Source organism: Vibrio sp. 1401 (assembly GCF_033340295.1).
On the sequence record NZ_JAWOWF010000034.1, the window covers coordinates 14265 to 38957 of the forward strand.

Below are 24693 nucleotides of genomic sequence, written 5' to 3' on the forward strand. Positions count from 1 at the left end.
TTCAAAAATGTAAAGAAAAGTATGAAAAATGAAAGTTTACTGTTTTGCCATCTCTTTTTTCACCATTACTGCTGCTGCAATGATGAAAGTGATGATCAGACCGAGTTCCATGAACTACCCCAATAGCTATGAGAAAATTTATAACCCAAATTAAGAGTCGGGCATAGTTTAACAGCTCTATATATACTTGCTACCTTTTGACCAGTAATTTACGATTTTTTCCGATTTGGATCAAAAAAGACGCAATTATGCGCCTTTTTGTTACTATTATGTAAATTAAAGATTAGGCATCTGGATAACCTTGAGGGTTAGTAGACTGCCAGCGCCATGTATCGCCAGTCATTTCTTCTAGAGTGCGAGTTGCTTTCCAACCTAACTCATTCATCGCTTTTGATGGATCCGCCCAACACTCTGCAATATCACCTGGACGACGCTCAACAAGTTGGTATGGGACATCTTTACCACTTGCGGCTTCAAATGCTTTCACCATGTCCAGTACACTGTAGCCGTTACCAGTACCGAGGTTATAGATATGAAGGCCAGCTTTGCTACCTACTTTTTCTAATGCAGCAACGTGACCATCGGATAAGTCCATTACATGAATATAATCACGTACGCCTGTGCCATCTTTGGTCGGATAATCACTACCAAACACAGAAAGGAACTCTCTGCGCCCTACCGCAACTTGAGAAACAAACGGCATTAAGTTGTTGGGAATACCTTGAGGATCTTCACCTAGCTCGCCTGTTGGATGTGAACCTACCGGGTTAAAGTAACGAAGAAGTGTAATGCTCCAGTCAGGGTTCGCATTTTGGAAGTCGGTTAAACACTCTTCTACCATTAATTTGCTGCGACCATATGGGTTAGTTGCGCTAGTTGGAAAGTCCTCTGTGATGGGTACAGAAGCAGGATCACCGTATACAGTCGCTGATGAACTAAATACCAACGATTTAACTCCGGCTTCACGCATTGCATCAACCAATACTAAAGTGCCATTAACGTTATTGTCGTAATACTCTAGGGGTTTTGCTACAGACTCACCGACGGCCTTTAAACCTGCAAAATGGATAACAGCTTCAATATTGTGTGACTTTAGTGCTTCTACCATCGCCAATTTATCTCTGATATCGGCTTGAATGAAGGTTGGCTTTACACCACATACCTTTTCAATTCGATCTAATACCGTAGATTTACTGTTGTACAGGTTGTCTAGAATCACTGGCGTCATGCCAGCTTCGATCATTTGAATACACGTATGACTACCGATATAGCCCATACCACCCGTAACGAGTACTTTCATTTTATTATTCCTTCTGACGCGAATTGGGTTAGTTTAAAGCTTTGACGTTACGATTTAAACTGTCTCTTGTAATTCGCATCCCATTAATATTGCTTGGCCTTTTCCGGCTTTCTTTGCTTGATACATTGCCGTATCCGCACTTTTTAAAACTCGAGTAGCATCGCGCTCATTTACGCCGACTAATTTTACGCCGATACTAACGCCAACTTTGAGTAAGTGACCTTTGTACTCAATTGGAGCACATATGCTCTCGAGCAACTGTTCTGCTATTCGGGTGACCACTTTTTGATTGGCGGGATTTACCAACATGACAAATTCATCACCAGAAAGTCTTGCGATTAAATCACTATGTCTCGTCGCAGATGTTAGACGCTCGGAAACTTTTTTCAAAACTTCATCACCTGCATCATGACCGTAGGTATCGTTAACTTCTTTAAATCCATCCAGATCGAGGTACAAAACTGCAAATTCGTCACGCAAGTATCCAGAGCGTTGTACTAGTTGTTCCAACTCTAAATGGAACTTAGATCGATTGGCTAACCCCGTTAAAGCATCGTGATGAGCTAAATGCTCTAATCGTTCCATCTCTTTTGCGCCGGAAAGGTCGGTAAGAACAATAACCAGATCATAGAAACCATAGTCTTCACACTTAACGATACGATTGACTCGAGCAAACATCGGTACAAACTGACCAATATGGTTCTTCTCGATAACTTCACCTTGCCAAACGCCATAATTTTCTATCGACTCGATGATACTAGGCATCATTTCCTGTAACTTGCGCCACTTTAGCGTTTGGATGAATGACTTCCCAATAAGCTGATCCACCTCTAAGCCGACTAACTTAGTGACGGCAGGGTTTACCATCGTAATGACACCGCGATGATTAAGAACAATGAGACCATCTTGGCTGCTTTCAAAAACACGTCCCGCAACACGTTGCCGGTTTATGGCTTCTTCAATTTCGGTGATATCTTGAATCGAAAACAGTAAGTATTCATGTGTCGAGAGGCGACGACTGGTTAGGCTCAACTGCTGTTCGTTATCTGCATTTTTGAGGTGAATATCATCGCACTCTAGGCCTCGACTCAGGATCTGACTCAGCTCATTCGGTGTTTTGGTTTTAATTAGATCACGAATATTGGCATATTTAAGTTCATCTAATTTTTTTTGAAATATTTGCTGGGTCGCCGTATTACAATGAATAACACGTCCGGAATTGTCTGTAATAACTAATGCATGCTGAACAGATTCGATAACCTCTTCTGAAAATGCGCGCTTTTGTTCTAGTGTGTCTAGCGAATGTTGCCGCTGCTTCTCACGTACTGTTAACCTATTCATCATTTGATTGAAAGAGCTCGCGAGGTCTCCAATTTCATCCTTGGCGTAATAGCGAGCTTGATTTTCCGTGTTTCGTCCGTGTGTCACATTCTCTATTACGCGGTTGAGTTCCATCACGGGCCTGAGAACAAGCCTCTCGATACTTATGTAAAAAACAGTGCCACCAGCGATCAGAAACAGAAGAAGTAAAGCGCCATCTCGAAGTAAAGATTGTATGGCTTCTACAATTGGGCGATGAGAAAGCGTAACTCTCATGCTACCAATGACATAGCCATCATGGATAATCGGCTCTAGAACATAAAGAAATTTGGTTGATAAGGCATAGCCTAGAGCGTGCAACCTACTTCTTTCGGTTTGACTTGGAACGGGTGCCAGTGCCCCACTTATCTCCATAACAGCGAATGGTTGGTCATCTTGGTCATAAAGTTTGACCCGCGTTACATTTGGCTGGTTTAAAAAGTTGGCGAGAATAGTTTGAGCTTTTTGCTTGTCCTTTGTTGTCAGCGCATCTTTAATTGAGAAAGAAACATTGTTAATCAGCTTTCTTGTCTGCTCGACCAGTTCATGCTTAGACGATTGGTATACAGTATACGAGGTGCAACCTTTTGAGATAACAAAGATAGCCGTTAAAAAGACCAGAAGAGGCCAAATAAGCTTCGCTCGTAATGACATATATATTCCTGTCGCAGACAACCACAAAAATGACAGAAGAACAATTATGCAATCTATCACCCATGAAGGGCGACAAGATTAACACGATGCTAATGCAAAATAACCTTAAATTCTCAAAAATTGGATGGAAAAGAAACGAAATACCTTAAAATTCGGATCAACTCAAATAACGGCAACATCTTTATGGACTAACGTGATCTTTTTCGTCAGCTATCTGCTCAAAAAGCTTCGTTTTCATGATAGAAGAATGAAGTGAGTCACTGAACCTAGATGCATTTTCCTGCATCGTAAACCCATTGCTTGTGTAGAAATAAAACGTATGACATTGAATAAACAGCAACTTACATTGAACTGTGATATGGGCGAGAGCTTTGGCTCTTGGAGTATGGGCGCAGATGAAGACGTGATGCCCCATGTTGATATGGCGAACATCGCGTGTGGTTTTCATGCCTCCGACCCTAATGTCATGCACGACACTATCACCCTAGCGAATGACAACGATGTTGATATTGGCGCACATCCAGGTTACGCCGACCTACAAGGCTTTGGCAGACGAAGCATAAGCATGACGGGTGATGAAATTACGAACATGGTTATATATCAGGTTGGTGCTTTACAAGCATTATGCCGGGCGCAATACACAGACATCAGTTACATAAAACCTCATGGCGCTCTATACAACGACATGATGAAAAGTGATGCGATATTTAGAGCGGTAGTAAAGGCGGCAGCACTGTTCAAAGTACCGTTAATGATCCTAGCTTCACAGGAAAACGAAAAATACTTAGAAATCGCAGACGATTATGATGTTCCCTTGCTATTTGAAGCATTTGCAGATCGTTTATACCAAGATGACGGCTTACTGACTCCTAGAACACAGCACAATGCCGTGTTAAAAAGCGAGCACGCGATACTTGAGCAAGTCCGGACCTTAGCTGACTCAGGGCGTGTCAAAACCGCTTCAGGCGGTTACATATTATTGGAAGCCGACACAATTTGTGTTCATGGTGACAATGAAGAGTCGATCGCGCTGATCCAAAAGATCCGCCAAAGCCTATACGCTGGAGGAAATTAATGCATAAAGAGAAATTTAATATCTCTTTGATCTCCGAGTGCAGTATTTTCATTAAGTTTGATGAGAGTATTTCTGAAAATGCAGTCGGAGAGCTTGCTCGCAGCATAAGAGAAACTTTCGCTTCAATTGTTATGAACGTTGTCCCCTCCTATCAAACTATTCTCATTGATTACTTACCTTTTCGAATCAACGAAAAGAACTTAGTCAATGAGCTGCAACAAATCGTGAGCCAGTTTGATACTCAATCACTTAAGCTTTCCCAGCCGAATCACATTACTATCCCTGTATATTACTCTGAAGAAACCGCGTTAGATCTATCTCGTTTTCAAAAGCGAGGTCTGTCATTAGACGATCTTATTACCCTGCATACGAAAACCGAGTACGCGGTTTCTGCAATTGGCTTTGCTCCAGGCTTTGCATTTCTCTCTGACGTTGATACTCAATTGCACATGGCAAGGCTTGCCACACCAAGAACTCAAGTGCCGGCCGGAAGTGTAGGAATCGCAGACTCTAAAACGGCCGTCTATCCATCAGATAGTCCTGGCGGATGGAACATTATTGGTAAAAGCCCGCTTGCGCTCTTCTCCGACTCTCCTCCTTTTATACCGTTTGAAGTGGGTGACAAGGTCACCTTTAATGCTATTTCAAAACAAGAGTTTATCGATTTAGGAGGCGTACTATGAGTTACGGTGGATTACTGGTGGAAAAGCCAGGACCGCTCTCTTTAGTTCAAGACTTTGGTCGTTTTGGCTTAGCGCATGTCGGTGTGACTCAAGGTGGCCCGGTCGACGACTATGCTTACAGTTGGGCCAACCATTTGCTTGGTAACGTAGTCAATTGCGTTGCAATTGAAATTACTCTGGGTAACGCTTGTTTTATTGCATTGCATAACTGCCACCTTGCTATATGTGGCGGTGATTTAAATGCAAAAATAGATGGTGAACCTATTTCAAATTGGTCTGACTTTACGTTGAAAAAAGGACAGAAGCTTCAGTTCGGAGTCGCAAGGAATGGACTTCGCTCCTACCTAGCGGTTAAAGGTGGGTTCAATGTTGCTCAGCACTTAGGAAGCGCATCGACCGTCTTGCGAGAATCTCTAGGTGGTTATGATTCAAATGGTGGCGCTTTGAAAGCTGGCGATATTCTTCCCTTTGTCCCTCATAACTTACCGAAACGTAAGCCAAGGCAAATGACGTTTCGCTTTAAGCCAGATTACAACTTACCCATTAAGTTGAGAGTGATTGAAGGCTATCAGAACGAGGACTTTGATGAAGACGCTCGCCAAGCATTTTACAACAAAGCATTCATCATCTCCCCCAATTCGAATCGCATGGGCTACCGTCTTGAGGGCAATAACATTCGTCCACCTTACGAAGGCGTACTATCAGAGGGAATTGCGTTAGGTTCAATTCAAATACCTAGCGATGGTAACCCTATTGTGCTGCTCAACGATCACCAGACTATTGGCGGGTATCCTAAATTTGGCTGCGTAGCTCGTATTGATTTACCTAGACTGGCACAGGCGAAACCCGGACAAAAAGTCAATTTTGTTAAAGGAGACAGACTAGGCTTGCAAGAAGTATGGTGCCAATGGGCTCAGTTTTTTGGGTATTAATACAACCACTGAGCCCAAACACAGCCGATTATGCAGGCATACCATAACGCACTGCTAAAGCTTGAGGATAGCCTCGCTCTTGAGTGAGTTTAATCGCGTACTGCTCGACCTCTTTTTCAGACCACTTTACAGCGACCGGATGCTGTGTTTCCACATTTTGGTTAGGATCGATGTCAAACCAGAATTGAAGCATTTTTTGCGCTGCGAGTAGTGTCGATGACGCTTTTACCACCTCTATTCTCGCGTAGTGGTTATCTTCAAAAGTCACATCTGCCGCTCTGAGTACTGGATCTGTTCCGGGAATTTGCTGAGCGCCAAATAATGCTTTTCCTCCTTTTACAGCAGAGTGATAGTCGGGAATAAACTGCGCCATGTGTTTGATGGCGTTGTTCGTTCGCTCTTCTAACACTTCTTCTCTCCAGCCGTAACGGATCTTCGAGAGTAAAGGCATAGGCAGTTCAGGTTGAGCAGATGAGTTCGTGCTCTCCACTAAACCATCTTCAAACAGCGTGATTCCTTTTGTCATACCATGAAGTTGAAAGTAACCATCGCCATAAGGCGTCAATTGAGCCATTCCTTTATCGGTTCCACGCGGGCCATGAAAAATAACTTCTGGCCATTGTTGTTGACAGTCTGCCCACCTCGTAACGTAAGCGGCTTTAAACTCCACCAACCTGTCTCGCTTGGCACCAACTGTGTTGTCAATTGAGCCTGTTTCAAAGCCACACGCGTTAACCAAGTAGTCGCATGTCATCAGGTAATCGATACCTTCACGTTCATAGCCAAGTTGCCAGTGTTCCCCCATCCAATCGGCTTGCTTAAACGTTGCTTGTGTGAAGACCGAAGCATTAGGAAGCGTATCTAGTGTTAAGTTGGCAATTGCGGCGAGGCGAAAAACACTCCAACCATATTCTTGAACTGCGACAACAGGATACTTTAGCGCTTCAAGATCAGCATGTTGAGCAAAAGGAATGCACCACTCATCGAAGTTTGTAGGATGACTTGGTTGAGTACGTTGCGCGAGAGCTTCTAGCTCCGCTTTTGAATACAGTTTGTAGTATTCGCTTGGCTCGCCGAGCACTTTATTACTCTCATCTTTATCAACGAGCGTCTGATAAGCACTTTTCACAACCTCTAATCGCGAAATTAGTGTGGATGGGTCTCCACCATCGGAATGAGGAACCGCGATGATTGTCGGACGAATATTCAGTGAAAGCGGATACAGGCGAACAGTATCAATAGATTGTGCTAACAAGTCTAAGCACTGTTGCTCGGAAATCTCTCGATATAAATTACCACCAGCATGCAAATGACAAATGGGTGGACCATTTACTAGTGATACGCCCTTCTCTATTACGGAAACTTTAAAACCCAGCTCCGCAAAATGAATTGCTGCTGTTGCACCTGCTACACCGCCACCAACAACAGCGATATGCTTATCTTTATAACTTGGAAACTCAGACTTCATTGCTTCACTAAAAATTTTATAAGGAAAATTCTTTACTAACGGTGGATTCTACTCGTGTTTGGACTTGATTAAAATCACAAAAAGTTCATGGGTTTGCGAAATATCCAACAGCGCCAGTAAAGTGCATTAAAGTAGAAAAAATTTGCGAAAAAGTACTTGACGACATGGTTAAGAAGACACTTTTTTGTGTCTATGTGAATAAGAATTTCACTGTAAGACCCATGGCGCAAAGCCTGCAGAAACACCCCACTTTTTACCCCATTTAGTTATCCCAAAAGTTATCCACTGTTTTTGTGGATAACTAAAATAAAAGTGTCATGGAGTGTTCCAAACTTGATAACACTCGCTGCGATTAAGTGTTTACTGGCGTTAACAATCTTTTCAACAAACTCATCACTACAAGTGCCAACGTAACAAATGTTGCAAGCGGTAAAGCTATCCACAATTCGGGGTGAATTTGTGCATTGAGATCGAATCCATATGTCATGACTGCGGCCACACAAACTTCCGCAGCGAATACCGCAACACCACTAGCAATCAACGCCATAATTCCGTACTCGGCCCACAGGGTTGTGTTGATCCGTTTCTTACTTGAACCTAATGTGCGATACAAACGAATCTCTTGTTGACGTTGGGACAAGCTTAACCTCAGTAGAGTAAAGATGAGCAGCAGACCAGCAACAACGCCTAAAAGAGCAAGGATGGTGATTGCTGATACGATTTGCTGAATCAAAGCCTGAATTTTCTCGCCCATAGTTCGGATATCTAAAACAGAAACCGTTGGGTGAGCACGTGACATTGACGTCAACAACGCTTCATTTCCTTCTTCAATCCTATAACTGATGAGGTAAGAACCAGGTAAATTAGCCATCACGTCAGATGAGAAAATAAAATAAAAGTTAGGCTTCATGTCACGCCATTCGACATAACGGATGGTATCTACTACTGCATCGTAATTCTGACTGTTTATTACAAAGCGCAGCGTATCACCGAGTTTGATGCCTAAGTCATTTGCTACATCCGCTTCTACAGATACACTCCCTTTGTTTGTCCATTCACCCGAAAGCACATCATTATATTCTGGTAGGCTATCCCCCCATGTCAGGTTTAGCTCTCGACGTATCGCGTCAGAACCTTCTCCTTCGTACTCAACCTCTTTGACGTTTTGACCGTTGATCTCTGTTAGTCGTCCACGAATTATTGGATAAGCTTGTGACCGCGTAACTCCATTTTTATCTAGGGTTTCTAGGTAGTTATCGAGTTCATAATCACCAATGTTCAAAGCGAACACATTTGGCGCGTCTGCAGGTAAGGTTCTCTCCCAATCAGCGAGAATATCGCTGCGCACAAGCCAAATGATAGACAGCAACATCAAAGATAATGCCAAAGCACCAAACTGTAGGCCGCTGGTTACTGGCGTCCGGTTGATACGACTCAACGCAAGCTTCATTGCAGGATGGGTTGACACACGTGCAAACAGCTTTGTGAGTGTGACGCTAACTGCTGCGAGTACCACAAACAGTACCGCTATACCAGTGAGCACGCTCCAAACTAAGGTGTTATCTGCATACAGTAAAAGCAGTGGAACAACGGGAACTAGAACAAGTAACATTCGCTTCCAAGAACGTTGCGCTTTACCCTGCTCTAGCACTTCTAACGCGGGAGTTTTAATCAAGCCTAACAATGGTATACCGAGAGCAGGCACCGTAATCAAGACTGCTGAGATAAATGCCACCAAAAATGGTGTGACACCGTAACCAGGGAGTGGCTCGGGTAATAAGTCTTTGAGTGGAATGCGTAATAAATATTCCAGCCCGCTCCCTAACAATAGACCGACGACACTGGCACTAATGAGAAGGATTGTGACTTGAATAAATAACCACTTTTCAATCCATCGGCGGCTCGCACCAAGACTTTTCAACATCGCGATAGTTTGTGTCCGGCTGTTCACGTAATTTTGACAAGTAAGAACCAATGTTGTCGCCGCCATAATGATGACAATTGCTACTGTCAACGACAGATACTGCGTCGTGCGTTCAAAAACCTCATTACTACGACTGGCAGTATCTTGCGTGCGCCAGCGATCGCTCGGAGAAAGCTGCGTATCATCTTGTAAGCTCTTTAGTGTTTTATCATCGGCTTGTAAAAATAGACGGTATTGAACTCGACTCCCAACTTGAATTGCTCCTGTTTTATCTACGTCACTTTGATGAATGTATGCAGAAGGCATTTGCTGAAATGGATTAAAGCTCAAGCCTGGTTCCATCAATACTGCGCCTGATACAGTAAACTCGGCATCGCCTATCGTGACACTGTCACCTGGCTTTACGCTTAGTTGAGTCATAATCCGCTCATCAAGCCAGAGTTGGTTCTCTTTAACGCGACCGGCTGGATTATTTTCAAGAACGAGCTCTCCCATTAAAGGGTAATTATCATCCACCGCCCTTACAGAAATAAGCTGCATACCATTATCGCTAAATGCCATAGTGGCAAAGCGTGTCATCGTCGAACGTTCAAGGCTTTCAGTCGAGGCTAACAACGTGTCCGGAATGGGATTAGCAGACACAAACACCGCATCTGCCGTTAATGCGTCCTTCCCCTGCTTGACGATCACCTGCTCCATTCGTTCTGCTAATGCAGAAAGCGCAAAGATACTCGCAATCACGAGAATAAGAGCAACGCTAATAGGCCAAAGATTCCCCTGCCTTATTTCGCCGAAACTCCAGCGTATCAAGCTTTTATTCGACGAGTGCTGTGTTGTACTGTTTTGCTCTGTGGATGTTGCTTCACTTGATGATACTGCAGACATTACATCTCCTCCTTAAGCTCACCCGCCTCCATACGATAAATACGGTCACATCGGCTTGCTAGATGACCATCGTGTGTTACTAAAATCAGAGTTGTCCCGTGCTGTTCATTAAGATCAAATAGCAGCTCAATCACTTTGTCTGCGGTTTGATGGTCAAGATTGCCGGTAGGCTCGTCTGCGAACAACAGCTCAGGCTGTGTCATAAATGCACGCGCTAGCGCAACTCGCTGTTGTTCACCACCAGATAACTGGCTTGGTAGATGGTCGACACGTTTTTCTAACCCAACAGCAGCTAACAATTCCGCTGCTCTTGCTTCATCTTCGGCTTCACCACGTAAAAGACAAGGAAGCGTGACATTACGTAATGCACTCAAACTCGGGATTAACAGGAAACTTTGGAAAACGAAACCTAAAGAGTCAGCCCGAATTTTCGCACGTGCTTCATCGTCCAGTTTTGATAATTCATGACCTAATAAAGTAATTTCGCCTGATGTCGGCGTATCAAGACCAGCTAGCAACGTCATCAATGTTGACTTACCTGCACCGGAAGTTCCGACGATGGCGATTTTTTCTCCTTTTCGGATGTCAACATTTACGTCTTTGAGGATTGTTAATTGTTCTTGATTAGTAGAGACTTGTTTAGAAACCAAATTGGCTTGAACAATAGGTGCATTAAGTACAGGTGTTTGCATGATTCGTATACTTTCCTTAGTTCTATTTTTTTGCTTTTCCGCTACTGCACATGCGAGCGAAAAGCTACTTGTCTTGGGTGATAGCTTGAGTGCAGGCTATCAGATGCCGATCGAAGAGAGTTGGCCTAGCTTACTCCCTGATGCGTTGTCAGAACATGGTCAAGATGTAACAGTTATTAATGCCAGCATTTCTGGCGATACCACTGGCAATGGCTTAGCACGGTTACCTCAGTTGCTAACTCAGCATAGCCCTGACATGGTACTTATTGAGTTAGGTGCCAACGATGGCCTAAGAGGTTTCCCTCCTAAACTTATTACGTCGAATCTTTCAAAAATGATTACCATGATAAAAGATTCTGGTGCGGACGTTGTCATGATGCAAATTCGGGTTCCGCCTAATTATGGTAAGCGCTATAGCGATATGTTTTACGATATCTACCCTAAGCTTGCACAGCATCAACAAGTTGCCTTGATGCCATTCTTCTTAGAGCATGTTGTCACCAAACCAGAATGGATGATGGATGATGGCCTTCACCCAAAACCAGATGCACAACCTTGGATCGCTGATTTCGTTGCTCAAGAATTAATTAAACATCTCTAATTTTAATGGTCTAGCTCAATAAGTTTTACGTAACTTTACGTTAATCTATTTTCAATTCCACTCATCGAGGATAGATAACAACATGCGAATAGAACCGTTAATTCAAGGTGTTGTTGCTCGCTCTGCGCACCCCAAAGGGTGTCATGCATCTATTAAAGAGCAAATTGAATACGTAAAGCACGCCCCACAGATCAAAAAAGGCCCAAAACGGGTTTTGATTATTGGTGCCTCCTCTGGTTTCGGCCTAGCGGCACGAATAGCCCTAACGTTCGGTGGCGCTAACGCCGATACCATTGGCGTCTCATTTGAGCGTGGCCCTTCAGAGAAAGGGGTTGGGAGTGCGGGTTGGTATAACAACGTCTTTTTTAAGCAAGAAGCAAATCAAGCCGGGCGTACCGCAATAAATATTGTTGGCGATGCATTCTCTGGTTCGGTGCGCAATCAAGTGATTGAAGCCATTGAAACGTACTTTGAGGGTGAAGTTGACTTAGTCATCTATAGCTTGGCAACCGGTGTTCGACCTAAACCTGAATCTGATGAGTTTTTGCGCAGTGTCATTAAACCTATTGGTGAACCTGTCACTGGCGCTTCTATCATGCTGGAGAACGATAAGTGGATAGAAACCACCTTAACGCCTGCAACAGAAGAGGAAGCCAATGCCACCATTAAAGTAATGGGCGGCGAAGACTGGGAAAGCTGGATTGACACACTCATCAATAACGACTCTATCGCAAACGGCTGCAAAACCATCGCCTTTTCTTACATGGGCCCTGACATTACGCACCCAATTTATCTCGATGGTACGTTAGGTCGAGCGAAAATCGATTTACACCAAACCAGTCATTTATTAAACCTCAAACTCGCCAACTTTGACGGCGGTGCTTACGCAACCGTGTGTAAGGCGTTGGTGACGAAAGCCAGTGTATTCATCCCTGCTCTAAGCCCTTACCTGTTAGCGCTTTATCGAGTGATGAAGGAAAAAGGTACTCACGAACGCTGTATTGAACAAATGCAGCGACTGTTTACTACGAAGTTATACGATCAAGAGAAAGTGCCAGTTGACGGCGAACGCTTGATTCGAATAGATGACTTGGAACTTGAACCGCAAGTTCAACAAGAAGTCCACGCTCTTTTAGAACAGATGAATGCTGAAAACTTTAAAGAGATTGGTGATTACCAAGGTTTTAAAGATGAGTTTATGAAGCTCAATGGCTTTAACTTTGAAGATGTCGACTATTCGCAAGACATTTCTATTGAATCGTTAATGTCGCTTAAGCCTTGATACTTGTTACCTGTTTCAAGGATGAGATATGTGACAACTATTCCTAGTCCTGAACACTTTTCAGGACTTTTTTTTGTTTCGAGCCCTAGCCACCCTATACTTAATTAAAAAGCGAGAACAAAATAGAGCAGTCTGCATTTTTAATTCACAGGAAGTGAAACCACGTAAAGGATGACCTATATGGGGAGATTGCAAACATTAGACTACGAAATCCCTGAGTCTATGCGAAGAAGTTGGCAGGAAATCGTCAACTTACTGGCTCAAATAACACACGTACCTACCACATTAATTATGCGTATCCATCCAGATCGCATAGAAGTAAATACATCTAGCGAAACTCTAGGTAATCCTTATCGTACTGGCGATGCAGAGCTGCTTGGTAACGGTTTGTATTGCGAGCAAGTTATAGAACAGAAAGGCGAGCTTGTAATCCCCAATGCGCTTGAAGATGAAGAATGGCAAAATAACCCAGACATCAAACTAGGCATGATTTCTTATTGCGGCTTACCGCTATTCTGGCCAAATGGGGAGACATTTGGAACAATCTGTATGCTTGACTCTGAGAGAAACGAGTACAACGATAGTTACCGTCAGTTGCTTGAAACTTTCAAAGATTCAATCGAAGCACAGCTTTCAGTTGTGTACCAACAACATAAACTTCAGCGACTTAACACCGAGCTAAAGAGTCGAATTGAAAATCGTACCACGGATTTAGCCCAGTTAAGTTACTCCTTAACACAAGAAATTGATCGCCGTAAAGCCGCGGAAAAACAAGTGAGTTACCAAAAAACACATGATCAGGGAACTGGATTTCTAAATCGCTCTGCACTTGAGAACATTGTCCAATACACCTTACAGTCCCTTGATAGTGATCAGCAATCGCTTGTGGTCATCAACATTGGTTTTAGTAACGCTCGCAGTATTCAGACCAGGCACGGGTTCGAGGTCTTTGACAACATTTTAAAAGAATTTCACTCCAGATTAACCAGACACGGTGCTAGCGGATTTATCACTGGTAGACCAAGTTCGAATGACATGGTTTTATTGATTTGGGGAGAGGATATTGAAGCTCGGTTAAATCAACTATTAGATGATATCACTAAAATTAGCGTAGATGGATTTGTCTTCAACAAAACAGAAATACATTTGCACACGTACATCGGTATAGTTCAAGCTTACAAAGATTGCAGCAATGCTAAGCGTATCCTTCAACATGCATGTTACGCGATGCTTCTATGTAAAGAATCCGGCGAACCTTTTAGTTATTTTAGAGAAAATCATTCGGCGGATCTCAATAGTCACAATGAACTGGAAAGTTACCTTTTACAAGCGGTGCGTAACGACGATTTAGTGTTGTACTTTCAACCTCAAGTAGACTCCAAAACACGTAAATGGATTGGCGCAGAAGCCTTGCTTCGCTGGAGACATCCAATACTTGGCGACGTTTCCAACGAAGCATTGATACATATGGCCGAACAAAACGGGCTTATCTTTGAAGTTGGCTCTTTTGTTCTGCGTACCGCGATAGACAAAGCGAAACAATGGTCTGAGTTAATCGATAACTTCAAAATTGCCGTCAACGTTTCTCCCATTCAATTACAAAACGTAAATTTTGCAGAACAAGTGCAACACCTACTCGACACTTTCCATTTGCCAGCACACTTTCTCGAACTCGAAGTAACCGAGAGCGCTCTAATTGCCGATGAAATAGTAGCACGCACAACGTTAAATAAGTTGCACAAACTTGGTGTGACATTGTCACTTGATGATTTTGGTACAGGATATGCCTCGTTCAGCTATTTAAAGAAATATCCATTTGATGCCATCAAAATTGATAAAAGCTTCGTCCAGCAAATGGAAAAGTCGGACGATGATCGCGCGATAATTTGTTCTATCATACACATTGCGAAAAAACTGGAACTCCAAGTCGTGATCGAAGGCATTGAATCTCCCCAACAAGAGCAGTTTCTCATTGGTGAGGGCTGTGATATCGGACAAGGTTTTCTTTATGGTAAACCTATGCCTTGTAATGAATTTGAGCAAAGTTTGTTTAATCAGCGCCTTTCTGGCGGGCAATACGCCTACTCTTCCTAAGCATTCTCTTTACTATGAGGGCGGTGGTTTCTATAATCGCCGCCCGCTTCTATTAAAAGGCTAATATCTTCATGGATCAGTTGACTGCCACGCTTAAGAAAATTGAAAAGCAGAACTATCGAGCTTATCAGCAAATCAAAGGTCAATACGACTTCACTGATTTCACTTTGTTTATCGATCATGTACAGGGTGACCCTTATGCATCGGCGTCACGTTTTCGTGCGACTCGCGCATGGTCTTTGACTGGTCTTGAGTGGCTAAGAGACGAGTCTCCTGCATTTCAAAGAGCTGCACGTGATTTTATTGCGCGTAGTTTTGAACAGTTTGCTAAACAAGAAAACTCAGTATCAATTTCACTGACAGGCCAAACTGTACTGGATAGCACCGCGGTGTTGTTTACTGAAGAAGGTATTGAACTGCGTTTTCGAGTTAACTTACCAGCCGAAGGTCGTTCAGTATTGGGGAAAAAAGCCAACAACATACTGACTTTCCACCTGCCTAAGTTTATCCGTCGAGCAACTTTAGAGCGTGAACTCGACAAAGCCGCTTTAATTAAGCACTGCCAAGTTGTTGAAGACCAAGATGCCCTGCGAGAACAGTTGGAGGCCAATAACTTAGTCGCGTTTGTCGCAAACGGCAGTATCCTTCCTCGAATTGCAGGTAATTGCGACCTTCCTATGAAAGAAGCCGTTGAGTTTAAAGCCCCTGAATCTCTACAAGTCACTTTACATGCGCCAAACAAGGGCCATGTCACAGGATTAGGAATTCCAAAAGGTATCACACTGATCGTAGGTGGCGGCTTCCACGGTAAATCTACCTTATTAAATGCAATAGAGCGTTCAATTTACGATCATATTCCAGGAGATGGTCGCGAATACATTGTTGCCGATAACAAGGCTATGAAGATTCGTGCCGAAGATGGCCGATGCGTACACCACTTGAACCTGTCGAACTACATCAACCATTTACCAATGGGTAAAGATACGGCGGACTTTTCTACTCAAGACGCATCAGGCTCAACGTCGCAAGCCGCTTGGCTTCAAGAGTCTATTGAAGCCGGTTCAAGCACATTATTGATTGATGAAGATACTTCTGCTACCAACTTCATGATTAGAGATGAGCGTATGCAGGCATTGGTGGCAAAAGGTGATGAGCCAATTACTCCTCTCGTCGACCGCATTGGTCAATTACGAGATGATCTTGATATCTCTACCATTATCGTTATGGGTGGGTCGGGCGACTACTTAGACGTTGCCGATACCGTCATTCAAATGCACGACTACCAAGCCGTTGATGTGACTGAAAAAGCGAAAGAAGTTATCGCTCAGCACCCTACTCAACGCCATAACGAGTCAGAAGAACGTTTACAGACCTTCCCACCTCGAGCACTGAACCGCGTTGCGTTGATGAATATTCTGACTGACGGCAAGTTCCGTGTGAATGCGAAAGGCAAAGAGTCACTTCGATTTGGTAAAGAGTTTACTGATCTTAGCGCTTTGGAACAGATAGAGTCAGCCGATGAAGTCAACACAATTGGCTGGTTATGGTTCCAAATTGCTCAACTTCCAGGTTGGTGTAATCATCCGGCGAAGGAGATTGAAGAAATGCTGTCTGGTGAGTGGCATACCGCTCTTCCTAAGCAAGGCGACTTAGCCAAACCACGCACACTAGACGTTATGGCTGCCCTCAACCGCATGCGAAAATCTCAGTTTAAGTCATCATGCTAGTTTTGATACGCTGACAGAGACAGTTCAATCAAAAGGCAGCTATAGTTAGCTGCCTTCCTTTATCTTTATTCTTAGCGAATCATTCGTTTCTCAGTACATTCCACGCTTCACAAAGAACTCTAAATCTTTCTGCATCGCCATTTTCTCGATCAGGATGCCAACGAAGCGCGAGTTTTCGCCATTGTTTTCTAATTTCCGCAGGCGTAGCGTCAGTGTTAAGTTCAAATAGTGACAGTGCCTTTGTCTTATCTACGCTGGCTACTGACGAACCACCGATGAACTTTTGATAAGTTGTCCAAAATTCATTCAACAGTCGACGCACTTCATCTTCATCCGCTTCGTAATTGCGCCAATCTAAGTAATACTCACGCAAAGGATCATGAATATCGATCTTATGCCTCAAAGCTTCCATCGAAGACATGAGCTGAATATCCATGGCTTCGACTTGAAGCCAACTATCCGGATACAGAGTGTCTTGCAGTTGATATAATGCATTCATGATCAGGAAATTTCTTTTGAATAAATCCTTATCGGGAGAGTCGTCCAGCTTTGAAATATAACCTTGTTCACCCAACGAGCTTGCCAAGGTGTGCACTTTCCAATTAGAGGGCTGTTTTCTCAGAATTTCTAACATTGGCCAAAGCAGCGGATTTTCTATTGCATGAGGCTCAATACTATTGACAGTACGTTGTCCTTCCATTCATCCTCTCTGACACGAGTTTAGGGCCCCATTCACGGCACAAAAAACATAGTTTCCACTTTGTAGCATAAATGCAAAAAGGCCGATAGTCATTCACCATCGGCCTTTGTAAGGAGATCACGTAAAGGTTAAATAACCCCTAGCTCACGTAAACGTTCCATAAGGTAGCTATGTGCAGTGTAGCGCTCAGATAACACCACTTCCGGCTTTGGATGCAGGAACAACGGTAATGAGATACGTGACTTTTCTTGACGGCCACCCGTAGGGTTGATTACACGGTGAGTCGTTGAAGGGAAATAACCACCTGACGCTTCTTGAAGCATATCACCAATGTTGATGATTAAGTTCCCGAAGTCACATGGTACATCGATCCAATCACCCTCTTTACTCTTTACTTGCAGTCCAGGTTCATTAGCAGCAGGCAAAACCGTTAACAGGTTAATGTCTTCATGCGCAGCAGCACGAATAGCGCCTGGCTCTTCTTCGCCTGTCATCGGTGGGTAGTGAAGCACGCGTAGTAATGTTTTGTCACTGTTATTGATCATTTCTGACAACGCGATAGAGAACTTCTCTTGAACGTCCTTAGGTGCGTACGCTTCAACCCAACCTAATAGCTCTTGAGCAAATGCATTGGCACGCTCGTAGTACTCTAAGATTTCAGCTTTAAGCTGCTCTGGGATCTGCCCCCAAGGGTAAACATGAAAGTACTCTTTGATGTCTTTCACTTTGTGCCCTTTCGCCACTTCAGACACAGAAGGTGGGAAGTAGCCATCTTGGGTGTCTACGTTAAAGTGAAAATCATTCTTTTGATCTGAACAGAAAAACTCATGCCAGTTTTTGTAAATTGACTCTACAAGCTCTTGTGGAATCGGGTGGTTTTTCAACACACCAAACCCCGTTTCTCGTAGAGAGGTAACGAACTGTTGAGCAGCATCGTCAGCAAGATAATCGACAGTTTCCAGTTTCATGGCTTTACTTCTTTTTTATTAGACTGAATCATGGATTCTATGGATGGGCATGTTGTAAATCAAACTTTAATGAAAAGTGCACGCGCAAACGTTTTAATGTTGAGCAGTTTGCCAATAAATCAACATTTTCAGTGATCAAAAAACCCATTAAAATATCAATTGCACACCGTTCAATTAAGTGCAATCATTAACACAATCTATGGAGTCCCACTGTAAGATAAATTGAAGGATCAAATAACTCTATGAAAAGCACCTCGACACTCTTAGGATTAACGATTTTTTATGCCATCGTGTTTTTATTTTCTGCGTTGGAACCTAACTCACGTGCAGTTTGGTTTGCGGAGATTATCCCGGCGATTGGTATTCTTGTTGCTATTTGGGCGATTTCGATTCGCTATCAGTTCAGTAATACGGCTTACTTTTTAATGTTCATCTGGCTCTGTTTGCACACTATCGGTGCGAAATATACGTTCTCCGAAGTGCCGTTTGACTGGTTTAACGACATGATTGGTTCAGAGCGAAATAATTTTGATCGCGTTGCGCACTTTTCAATTGGCCTTTACGCATATCCGATCGCTGAATACTTGATAAACAAAAAACGGTTCAACAAAGCGTTCTCTTGCTGGTTTGCTTTGTTTGCTATCATGTCACTTGCTGCTGGCTATGAGATTATCGAATGGTGGTATGCGGAGTTGGCTGGTGGCGATGAGGGAATTGCCTTTCTGGGCTCGCAAGGTGACATATGGGACGCCCAGAAAGATATGTTGTGCGATACCGTTGGTGCAGTGTTGTCGTTATTCTTAATGTCGGCTCAACGTCGATTCTCTCAACCATTCTAAATAAGGGTTAAACCCATCAACAATTGGAACCTGTACGATTTGAGCGACCTCGTATTCGTGCAGGTTTTCTATTTTCTCTTCCACCAATTCATAAAGTTCTCGACGAGTTTTGATCACCAGCAACCATTCGTTGTCAGTACAAATCTCCCCTTTCCACACATAGTGACTTTCAATAGGCATCGTTTGAATACACGCGGCTAATTGAGCATCTAGCAAACCTTTAATGATCTGATCTCGATTTTTTTCATTACTGGTTGTACTTAAAACCATGCAATAGTCATGTTTCATACTCATTTTCTAGCCCTTTATTATTTCATCGTCACTTTGCCGCCAATCATTTTGTAAGCGGGGGTTCCTCTTACTAAAGTATCTCTTGCAAACTCTTGTCCGCAAGCGGGGCAAATACATGGGGTTTGTGTGAAATCGTCAACAATGCGCTCTTTGAAGCATTTAACCAGTGCGCCTTTCCCGCCTTTACGGTACTTAAATAGTTGAGTTTTACATTTAGAGCAAAAGATATCGACGGTTTTCGTCGGTTGTTTTTTTATTCGGTTTCGCCATGGTTACTTTCTATATCCGGTTTGACCCATACATTATTAAAATCAAACCAACCTAAGGCATTACACTTTGCATTTTGTAACGCACCGCTGTGGTCTTTATTCACGCCTAGCCAGCAGTGAAACATAGGAATCACCTGACAGCTTTTTACTAACTGTCGTCCTAGCTCACGCGCAGGAAAGTCTGTGTGCATGCCGGCACGCCATTGATCGACAAGTTTAGCCCATTCACTAAAATCGTAACCTGAACTGAACTTCTCAATATCACTGTAATCCAGGAGCCAGCCCGCCAACGCGTCATTTCGGTTCGTTGCAATGCCCATAGCTTTCACCCAGATATCCACTTCCCCAGGCGCGGGCGGTTGAGAATCATAACGAATAAACTCAACCTCTATACCGTGCGGTTTTAAGAGTGTCTTGATGGCCTTGGCAACTACTGGAAACATCGGATGCTTTTTCTGATACGCTACGGAAATTACCTTATTAGCCTGTGGTACGCTGCCCGCTTCCGCTGGCCTGAGATCAATCCAACCGGGCTTAAGGCCAAAGGCTTGCAATACTCCCAGTTCCATCACTTTATCTTGTGGAACATGCGCGTAAATCTGGTGACTGTTGAGGGTTTGCGAGAGGAACTCTGCCCAACGTGGATCTTTTGCAATTCCGGTGTTTTTGTTTAGTAATAGGAATGTACAGCCAGGGTCCAGCTCGACTTCATCGGATGAACCTTGTTTATCCATCTTCGGCTTTGACAGGCTTGGATAAACCATTGAAGAATAGGCTTCATCGATTACCCACACCTCCACTTGGTCAAGTAAAGGGCGAAAACCAAAGTAGCCATCAAAAGCAGTCAAAATAAGACGCTTATCATCATTCATTTTAACTTGGAACGGCCCTGTCCCTATCGGTTGTCTATCGAAGCTTTCAGAACGCAAAGCACTCGGTAGCAAAATTTTTGCTTGCGACTCACTCAGAGCCAGAGGAAGGTAGCGATCAGGACGGACGAGCTCAATATCAACGGTCCACTCTTGTGGTGAAGACACCCGCTTTATGTGAGAAAACAAGTTCAAGCTATTTAACGCAAGCACACTTTCAAGAACACAACTAGTTGTTAACGGTTCACCGTTATGAAAGCGTACTCCACGACGAAGATAAAAACGCCAATGTGTATCAGAAATTGCTTCCCACGTGTGGGCTAAATCTGGTTGAAGTTGTTCATTTTCATCAAGGCGAGTGAGTCCGCTAAAAATTTGTCTGGCGATGTGCTGTTCAGAACGCCGCATCGGTTTCTGCGGGTTTAACATCGACAATGGTCGATAATAAGGCAAACGCACGACCTGCTCGCCCTGTCGATGTTGAAGCCCTAGATAACCTTGGATAACCTGCGTCAATCGTGCCGCATCGTTATCAAGCGCATCTAGAGCCTGACCGATTTTCCCTTCATCGAGATAACGCCTGGCGAGGTTTTCGCTGACGTCGCTTCGATTACGTTTAAAAACGAGTTTCGAAAGTTTTCCTCGACCCGCTGCCGGATGCCACTCAATCCAGCCCTCTTCTTCAAGTTTATTTAGAACAATACGAGCATTACGACGTGTACAAAACAACGCTTCGGTGATGTCTTCGAGCTGAACGTCCGTATCGTGACCAGAAAATTTTTCAAACAGTGTTTCGAACTGAACACGTAAACGAGGGCTACTCATAAAGAGGAAATTCTTATCTTGTTGTCGATAAGCTAAGTTTCCTCATTTTTACCAAAAAGTGCAAACATCACACTATAGATTATTGAATATCGATACCAATTTCTCGCGAAAGTTCAGCCAGTTGTTCCTCGTTGTCCAGCTTGATAGACCATTTGCACTCTGCTCCATGAGATAAAACAACGTTCGCTCCTCTACCCAGCAACTGAATTGCATCGGTTTGCGCTTGCAAGGTTACCATTGCACTACCGGAGAGCTTAATCACTATTTCACGCTGGGTTGCAATGATTTTTCCTAATGAAAACTCAATCACCATCTTAGTTTATACCGACTTTGTTTTGTGTTGTTTCACAGCGATGGTCAAGCGACTGGTACACACTAAACGGCCTCGCTCATCAGTGATATCGATTTGCCACACTTGCGTTGAAATACCCAGATGAAGCGGTTTTGCCGTACCAATCACATGACCACTTCGCATGGCTCGCACATGGTTCGCGTTAATATCTAAACCGACGCAGTAGCTGCCTTCATCGACAGAGAAGTTTGCAGCCAATGAGCCTAATGTTTCTGCGAGCACGACTGATGCACCACCGTGAAGCATTCCTAAAGGTTGATGAGTAAAGCTGCATACGGGCATGGTTGCTGTAAGGGAGTCGTCAGTGAAATCTGTATATTTAATTTGTAGGTGCTCGATCAGGGTATTTTTTGACGTGGCATTCAGAATCTCTATGCTTACGGGCTTTTTCCATATACTCATTGTTTTACTCTTAGTTTCACAAACTGGTTTGTTAGGTTGTAACGATGTGCTAGGAAGCTAGCATAGACGCTACTTGGGCATAACTTCAAGACGTAACATCTCACCCTCTTTATTAATCAGATGAATAACTTGATCCATGCATCATGTTACTATTTGGGTATATACTATTGCTTCAAAACAAAAAATTAAATGGAGCCTGTTATGAAGGTATGGATGAAAGCCTCTGCTCTTTTAACTATCGCGGGTTTAACAGCGTGTAGCGCATCACCGACGGGTCGCAACCAGATCCTGATGTTTTCAGATCAGGAAATGTCATCGCTTGGCGCTAAATCTTTCGAACAAATGAAGAAAGATATCCCAATCAGCAAAGATCGCAAAACGAATGCCTACGTTCAATGCGTTGCCAAACACATCACTGACACCATTCCCGCTCAATCTGGATTTAAAGACTGGGAAGTCGTTGTTTTTGATAGTGAACAAGTCAATGCGTTTGCTCTACCAGGTGGGAAGATCGGCGTGTATACCGGGCTTTTAGATGTCGCGAAAAACCAAGATCAGTTGGCAACAGTTATTGGTCACGAAGTCGCTCACGTCCTCGCTGACCACAGTAATGAACGTCTTTCACAAAGTCAGTTAGCAAATGCCGGGTTGTCTCTAGCAAACGTTGCCATTGGAGCTTCCGAGTACAAACAGTATCAACAAATGACGATGGCGGCACTTGGTGTCGGTGTCCAATACGGTGTTATTTTGCCATACGGTCGTACTCAGGAATCTGAGGCTGATATTGTCGGGCTGGAATTCATGGCAAAAGCAGGTTTCGACCCACGTCAAAGTGTCGATTTATGGAAAAATATGAGTGCTGCATCAGGTGGTTCTCAACCACCTGAATTCTTCTCAACCCACCCATCGCACAGTACGCGCATTAAAGATTTACAAGCAACCATAAATAAGCTGCCTGCGTATAACGCGAAAGCACCAAGATGTGGCTAATTCATTGCTACTATCGTCTACTACTTAAGCTTGCCAAATAAAAAAGCTCCCTAGGGAGCTTTTAATGATTCTAATCAAGTGCCCAATATCTGTAGCGGCAAACTTAACAAACTATCTCCGAGAGTGGCAAAATACCAGATGATAGAAACAAAACCTCCGACAGAGACCAAGTACCAAGCAAGTGAAAATAGTTGCCCATAACGGGTTAATGGCAATAAATGGCTTTGATGTCGAGCTCTCCATTCCATCACCACTTCCAACATTCCCATTAACAATAAAAACCCTAGCAACGTCAGACCGAAATAGTAACTGATAAAAATGCCTAATAAAGCGGTCGCAATACTGCCAACTAACCCGACCCAAGTATTCATTGAGAAGGTAATACTTTTGAGCACATGGCCACCATCTAATGGTAAAATAGGCAGCAGATTAAATAGGTTTAACAAGGCGTTAAACACAGCAAGCCCAGCGAAGATCACCTCACCAGTCATCCAATAAAGCAAAGTAAAAACAATACTAAGTACTAAACCGAAAAATGGTCCCATGATTGAGATAACCACATCCTGCCAGCGCGTGTTTATCTTTTCGTCACTTAGCGCCAAACCACCTAGGAATGGAATCAAATAGATCCCTTTGGTCTTCATTCCAAAATACTTCATCGCTCTAATGTGACCATATTCATGGAAAACCAAGCAAGCGATCAACGCTAGCGCGAACTCGATGGAAAATAGCCAAGAATATGCAGCGAGACTTGCAGACGCTAACGCCACTTTAATAACTTTCGCACTTTTAAGTGCTTTCATCCCAAGAGATACGAGACCTATTATACTTAAACGCTTTTCGGATGGTGGCGTAACTTCTGGCACTTGGCGCTCGATGTCTTTTTCATTTCGACAACCTTCGTTGACGAGCTCACCGTTAATTGTGACCTTGTAACTCAATTCAAACGGTTGCCATGTTAAAGAACACTCTAAATGACAGTTCAGGATTTCCTCACCCGCAGAGAGCCTAAACTGGTGTAGACAAGTCTCTGCGGTATTGTCACTGGCATCGATTTGAGACACCAACGTATTATCCCAATATAACTGCTGCCACCCAGCCATCGATCCTTCGAGCCTTAGCGAACGACCTAAAAATTCAACATTCAGTAATTCCAATGCGGCTCCTATTGCGTCTATTGAATAACTACATAGCGAGCGCGAATTATGCCTGTGAAGTGAAGAAACAGCAAAGCGAGCTATCTCTTGATTTGATCGTTATTTAACTATAAAGCTCGCAAAACAATTCTGGTCGTACCATTCTCTTCAAAAATATAACGATAATACATGCCCTTACAAGCCATCGTTTGACCTATGCATCATATTTAAAACGCAAAATACGCTCAAACTTTGACAAGTTATTAAACATACAATTAACATTACATTTACATCACCGTTGTATTTCGCGTATTAACAATTGGTGTAAGTACCACACAACAATTACAAGGACTTCGGTCCAGCATTATGACACCCT

21 protein-coding genes are annotated in these 24693 nt (G+C 43.4%); 9 read left to right on the forward strand and 12 right to left on the reverse strand.

Going from position 1 to position 24693, the window contains the following annotated elements; translation table 11 throughout:
• Positions 1-283: 283 nt before the first annotated feature.
• Positions 284-1300, reverse strand: a complete 1017-nt coding sequence (galE, locus tag R7Z77_RS16505) for a UDP-glucose 4-epimerase GalE (RefSeq protein ID WP_005386320.1) — start codon at positions 1298-1300, stop codon at positions 284-286.
• A 54-nt stretch (positions 1301-1354) separates the two neighbouring features.
• Positions 1355-3313, reverse strand: coding sequence for a diguanylate cyclase domain-containing protein (locus R7Z77_RS16510; protein WP_213967852.1), 1959 nt, complete (start codon positions 3311-3313; stop codon positions 1355-1357).
• Between the two features lie 319 nt (positions 3314-3632).
• On the opposite strand from R7Z77_RS16510, the gene R7Z77_RS16515 reads away from it, so the two are divergent.
• From R7Z77_RS16515 to R7Z77_RS16525, 3 genes are read left to right on the forward strand one after another with little or no spacing between them, the layout of a single operon-like run.
• Complete coding sequence (locus R7Z77_RS16515; RefSeq protein ID WP_054579603.1) at positions 3633-4388, forward strand: 5-oxoprolinase subunit PxpA; 756 nt, start codon at positions 3633-3635, stop codon at positions 4386-4388.
• On the forward strand, positions 4388-5071 hold the full coding sequence (locus R7Z77_RS16520; RefSeq protein WP_005386313.1) for a 5-oxoprolinase subunit B family protein: 684 nt from the start codon (positions 4388-4390) through the stop codon (positions 5069-5071). The genes R7Z77_RS16515 and R7Z77_RS16520 overlap by 1 nt, the downstream gene beginning before the upstream one ends.
• Complete coding sequence (locus R7Z77_RS16525; RefSeq protein ID WP_085569034.1) at positions 5068-6003, forward strand: biotin-dependent carboxyltransferase family protein; 936 nt, start codon at positions 5068-5070, stop codon at positions 6001-6003. Before R7Z77_RS16520 ends, R7Z77_RS16525 begins: the two co-directional genes overlap by 4 nt.
• Before the next feature lie 28 nt (positions 6004-6031).
• Here the strand turns inward: R7Z77_RS16525 and R7Z77_RS16530 are convergent, their stop codons facing one another.
• The 3 genes from R7Z77_RS16530 to R7Z77_RS16540 all read right to left on the reverse strand — a co-directional run bounded on the left by R7Z77_RS16530 (position 6032) and on the right by R7Z77_RS16540 (position 10972).
• Positions 6032-7471, reverse strand: a complete 1440-nt coding sequence (locus tag R7Z77_RS16530) for an FAD-dependent oxidoreductase (protein WP_213967851.1) — start codon at positions 7469-7471, stop codon at positions 6032-6034.
• 352 nt (positions 7472-7823) lie between these two features.
• Positions 7824-10280, reverse strand: coding sequence for an ABC transporter permease (locus tag R7Z77_RS16535; protein WP_213967850.1), 2457 nt, complete (start codon positions 10278-10280; stop codon positions 7824-7826).
• Positions 10280-10972 carry an ABC transporter ATP-binding protein gene (locus tag R7Z77_RS16540; protein ID WP_047101137.1) on the reverse strand — a complete coding sequence of 231 codons (693 nt, stop codon included), beginning with the start codon at positions 10970-10972 and terminating at the stop codon, positions 10280-10282. Before R7Z77_RS16540 ends, R7Z77_RS16535 begins: the two co-directional genes overlap by 1 nt.
• Here R7Z77_RS16540 and tesA point away from each other — a divergent pair.
• The 4 genes from tesA (at position 10971) to R7Z77_RS16560 (ending at position 16676) form a co-directional block, all read left to right on the forward strand.
• Positions 10971-11573: a multifunctional acyl-CoA thioesterase I/protease I/lysophospholipase L1 gene (tesA, locus tag R7Z77_RS16545; protein WP_005376324.1), complete on the forward strand. Its 603-nt coding sequence runs from the start codon at positions 10971-10973 to the stop codon at positions 11571-11573. The two genes, R7Z77_RS16540 and tesA, sit on opposite strands and share 2 nt — an antisense overlap.
• 82 nt (positions 11574-11655) lie before the next feature.
• Positions 11656-12855, forward strand: coding sequence for an enoyl-ACP reductase FabV (gene fabV / locus R7Z77_RS16550; RefSeq protein ID WP_213967849.1), 1200 nt, complete (start codon positions 11656-11658; stop codon positions 12853-12855).
• Between the two features lie 180 nt (positions 12856-13035).
• Positions 13036-14949: a sensor domain-containing phosphodiesterase gene (locus tag R7Z77_RS16555; RefSeq protein ID WP_005376326.1), complete on the forward strand. Its 1914-nt coding sequence runs from the start codon at positions 13036-13038 to the stop codon at positions 14947-14949.
• 71 nt (positions 14950-15020) lie between these two features.
• A complete protein-coding gene (locus R7Z77_RS16560; protein WP_318136756.1) occupies positions 15021-16676 on the forward strand; it encodes an ABC-ATPase domain-containing protein in 1656 nt (551 codons plus the stop codon).
• Positions 16677-16755: 79 nt separating this feature from the next.
• Here the strand turns inward: R7Z77_RS16560 and R7Z77_RS16565 are convergent, their stop codons facing one another.
• The gene (locus tag R7Z77_RS16565; protein ID WP_005376328.1) at positions 16756-17376 is read right to left on the reverse strand and encodes a DNA-J related domain-containing protein; all 621 of its coding nucleotides are present in this window, start codon (positions 17374-17376) and stop codon (positions 16756-16758) included.
• Between the two features lie 128 nt (positions 17377-17504).
• The gene (locus R7Z77_RS16570) at positions 17505-18344 is read right to left on the reverse strand and encodes an isopenicillin N synthase family dioxygenase (RefSeq protein ID WP_005376329.1); all 840 of its coding nucleotides are present in this window, start codon (positions 18342-18344) and stop codon (positions 17505-17507) included.
• Between the two features lie 242 nt (positions 18345-18586).
• Between R7Z77_RS16570 and R7Z77_RS16575 the strand changes: the two genes are divergently transcribed.
• Entirely contained in the window at positions 18587-19183 is a 597-nt protein-coding gene (locus R7Z77_RS16575; protein WP_005376330.1) for a DUF2238 domain-containing protein, read from the forward strand.
• Here R7Z77_RS16575 and cutA read toward each other — a convergent pair.
• The 4 genes from cutA to R7Z77_RS16595 form a co-directional block, all read right to left on the reverse strand.
• The gene (gene cutA / locus R7Z77_RS16580) at positions 19145-19477 is read right to left on the reverse strand and encodes a divalent-cation tolerance protein CutA (RefSeq protein ID WP_005376332.1); all 333 of its coding nucleotides are present in this window, start codon (positions 19475-19477) and stop codon (positions 19145-19147) included. The genes R7Z77_RS16575 and cutA overlap by 39 nt on opposite strands.
• Positions 19478-19727: 250 nt before the next feature.
• The gene (locus tag R7Z77_RS16585) at positions 19728-21437 is read right to left on the reverse strand and encodes an SgrR family transcriptional regulator (RefSeq protein ID WP_005376336.1); all 1710 of its coding nucleotides are present in this window, start codon (positions 21435-21437) and stop codon (positions 19728-19730) included.
• Between the two features lie 79 nt (positions 21438-21516).
• Complete coding sequence (locus R7Z77_RS16590) at positions 21517-21750, reverse strand: DUF3389 domain-containing protein (protein WP_005376338.1); 234 nt, start codon at positions 21748-21750, stop codon at positions 21517-21519.
• A gap of 6 nt (positions 21751-21756) precedes the next feature.
• Positions 21757-22191, reverse strand: coding sequence for a hotdog fold thioesterase (locus R7Z77_RS16595; protein WP_005376340.1), 435 nt, complete (start codon positions 22189-22191; stop codon positions 21757-21759).
• Positions 22192-22392: 201 nt separating this feature from the next.
• On the opposite strand from R7Z77_RS16595, the gene R7Z77_RS16600 reads away from it, so the two are divergent.
• Positions 22393-23181 (forward strand): M48 family metallopeptidase, encoded by a 789-nt coding sequence (locus tag R7Z77_RS16600; protein WP_017634168.1) that lies wholly within the window; start codon positions 22393-22395, stop codon positions 23179-23181.
• A 74-nt stretch (positions 23182-23255) separates the two neighbouring features.
• Here the strand turns inward: R7Z77_RS16600 and R7Z77_RS16605 are convergent, their stop codons facing one another.
• Entirely contained in the window at positions 23256-24284 is a 1029-nt protein-coding gene (locus R7Z77_RS16605; protein WP_047103591.1) for a site-2 protease family protein, read from the reverse strand.
• Positions 24285-24693: the final 409 nt, after the last annotated feature.

Coding starts and splice junctions, on each gene's coding strand:
- galE (WP_005386320.1), bottom strand. CDS start 1,300: ATGAAAGTACTCGTTACGGGTGGTATGGGCTATATCGGTAGTCATACG.
- R7Z77_RS16510 (WP_213967852.1), bottom strand. CDS start 3,313: ATGTCATTACGAGCGAAGCTTATTTGGCCTCTTCTGGTCTTTTTAACG.
- R7Z77_RS16515 (WP_054579603.1), top strand. CDS start 3,633: ATGACATTGAATAAACAGCAACTTACATTGAACTGTGATATGGGCGAG.
- R7Z77_RS16520 (WP_005386313.1), top strand. CDS start 4,388: ATGCATAAAGAGAAATTTAATATCTCTTTGATCTCCGAGTGCAGTATT.
- R7Z77_RS16525 (WP_085569034.1), top strand. CDS start 5,068: ATGAGTTACGGTGGATTACTGGTGGAAAAGCCAGGACCGCTCTCTTTA.
- R7Z77_RS16530 (WP_213967851.1), bottom strand. CDS start 7,471: ATGAAGTCTGAGTTTCCAAGTTATAAAGATAAGCATATCGCTGTTGTT.
- R7Z77_RS16535 (WP_213967850.1), bottom strand. CDS start 10,280: ATGTCTGCAGTATCATCAAGTGAAGCAACATCCACAGAGCAAAACAGT.
- tesA (WP_005376324.1), top strand. CDS start 10,971: ATGATTCGTATACTTTCCTTAGTTCTATTTTTTTGCTTTTCCGCTACT.
- R7Z77_RS16540 (WP_047101137.1), bottom strand. CDS start 10,972: ATGCAAACACCTGTACTTAATGCACCTATTGTTCAAGCCAATTTGGTT.
- fabV (WP_213967849.1), top strand. CDS start 11,656: ATGCGAATAGAACCGTTAATTCAAGGTGTTGTTGCTCGCTCTGCGCAC.
- R7Z77_RS16555 (WP_005376326.1), top strand. CDS start 13,036: ATGGGGAGATTGCAAACATTAGACTACGAAATCCCTGAGTCTATGCGA.
- R7Z77_RS16560 (WP_318136756.1), top strand. CDS start 15,021: ATGGATCAGTTGACTGCCACGCTTAAGAAAATTGAAAAGCAGAACTAT.
- R7Z77_RS16565 (WP_005376328.1), bottom strand. CDS start 17,376: ATGGAAGGACAACGTACTGTCAATAGTATTGAGCCTCATGCAATAGAA.
- R7Z77_RS16570 (WP_005376329.1), bottom strand. CDS start 18,344: ATGAAACTGGAAACTGTCGATTATCTTGCTGACGATGCTGCTCAACAG.
- R7Z77_RS16575 (WP_005376330.1), top strand. CDS start 18,587: ATGAAAAGCACCTCGACACTCTTAGGATTAACGATTTTTTATGCCATC.
- cutA (WP_005376332.1), bottom strand. CDS start 19,477: ATGAGTATGAAACATGACTATTGCATGGTTTTAAGTACAACCAGTAAT.
- R7Z77_RS16585 (WP_005376336.1), bottom strand. CDS start 21,437: ATGAGTAGCCCTCGTTTACGTGTTCAGTTCGAAACACTGTTTGAAAAA.
- R7Z77_RS16590 (WP_005376338.1), bottom strand. CDS start 21,750: ATGGTGATTGAGTTTTCATTAGGAAAAATCATTGCAACCCAGCGTGAA.
- R7Z77_RS16595 (WP_005376340.1), bottom strand. CDS start 22,191: ATGAGTATATGGAAAAAGCCCGTAAGCATAGAGATTCTGAATGCCACG.
- R7Z77_RS16600 (WP_017634168.1), top strand. CDS start 22,393: ATGAAGGTATGGATGAAAGCCTCTGCTCTTTTAACTATCGCGGGTTTA.
- R7Z77_RS16605 (WP_047103591.1), bottom strand. CDS start 24,284: ATGGCTGGGTGGCAGCAGTTATATTGGGATAATACGTTGGTGTCTCAA.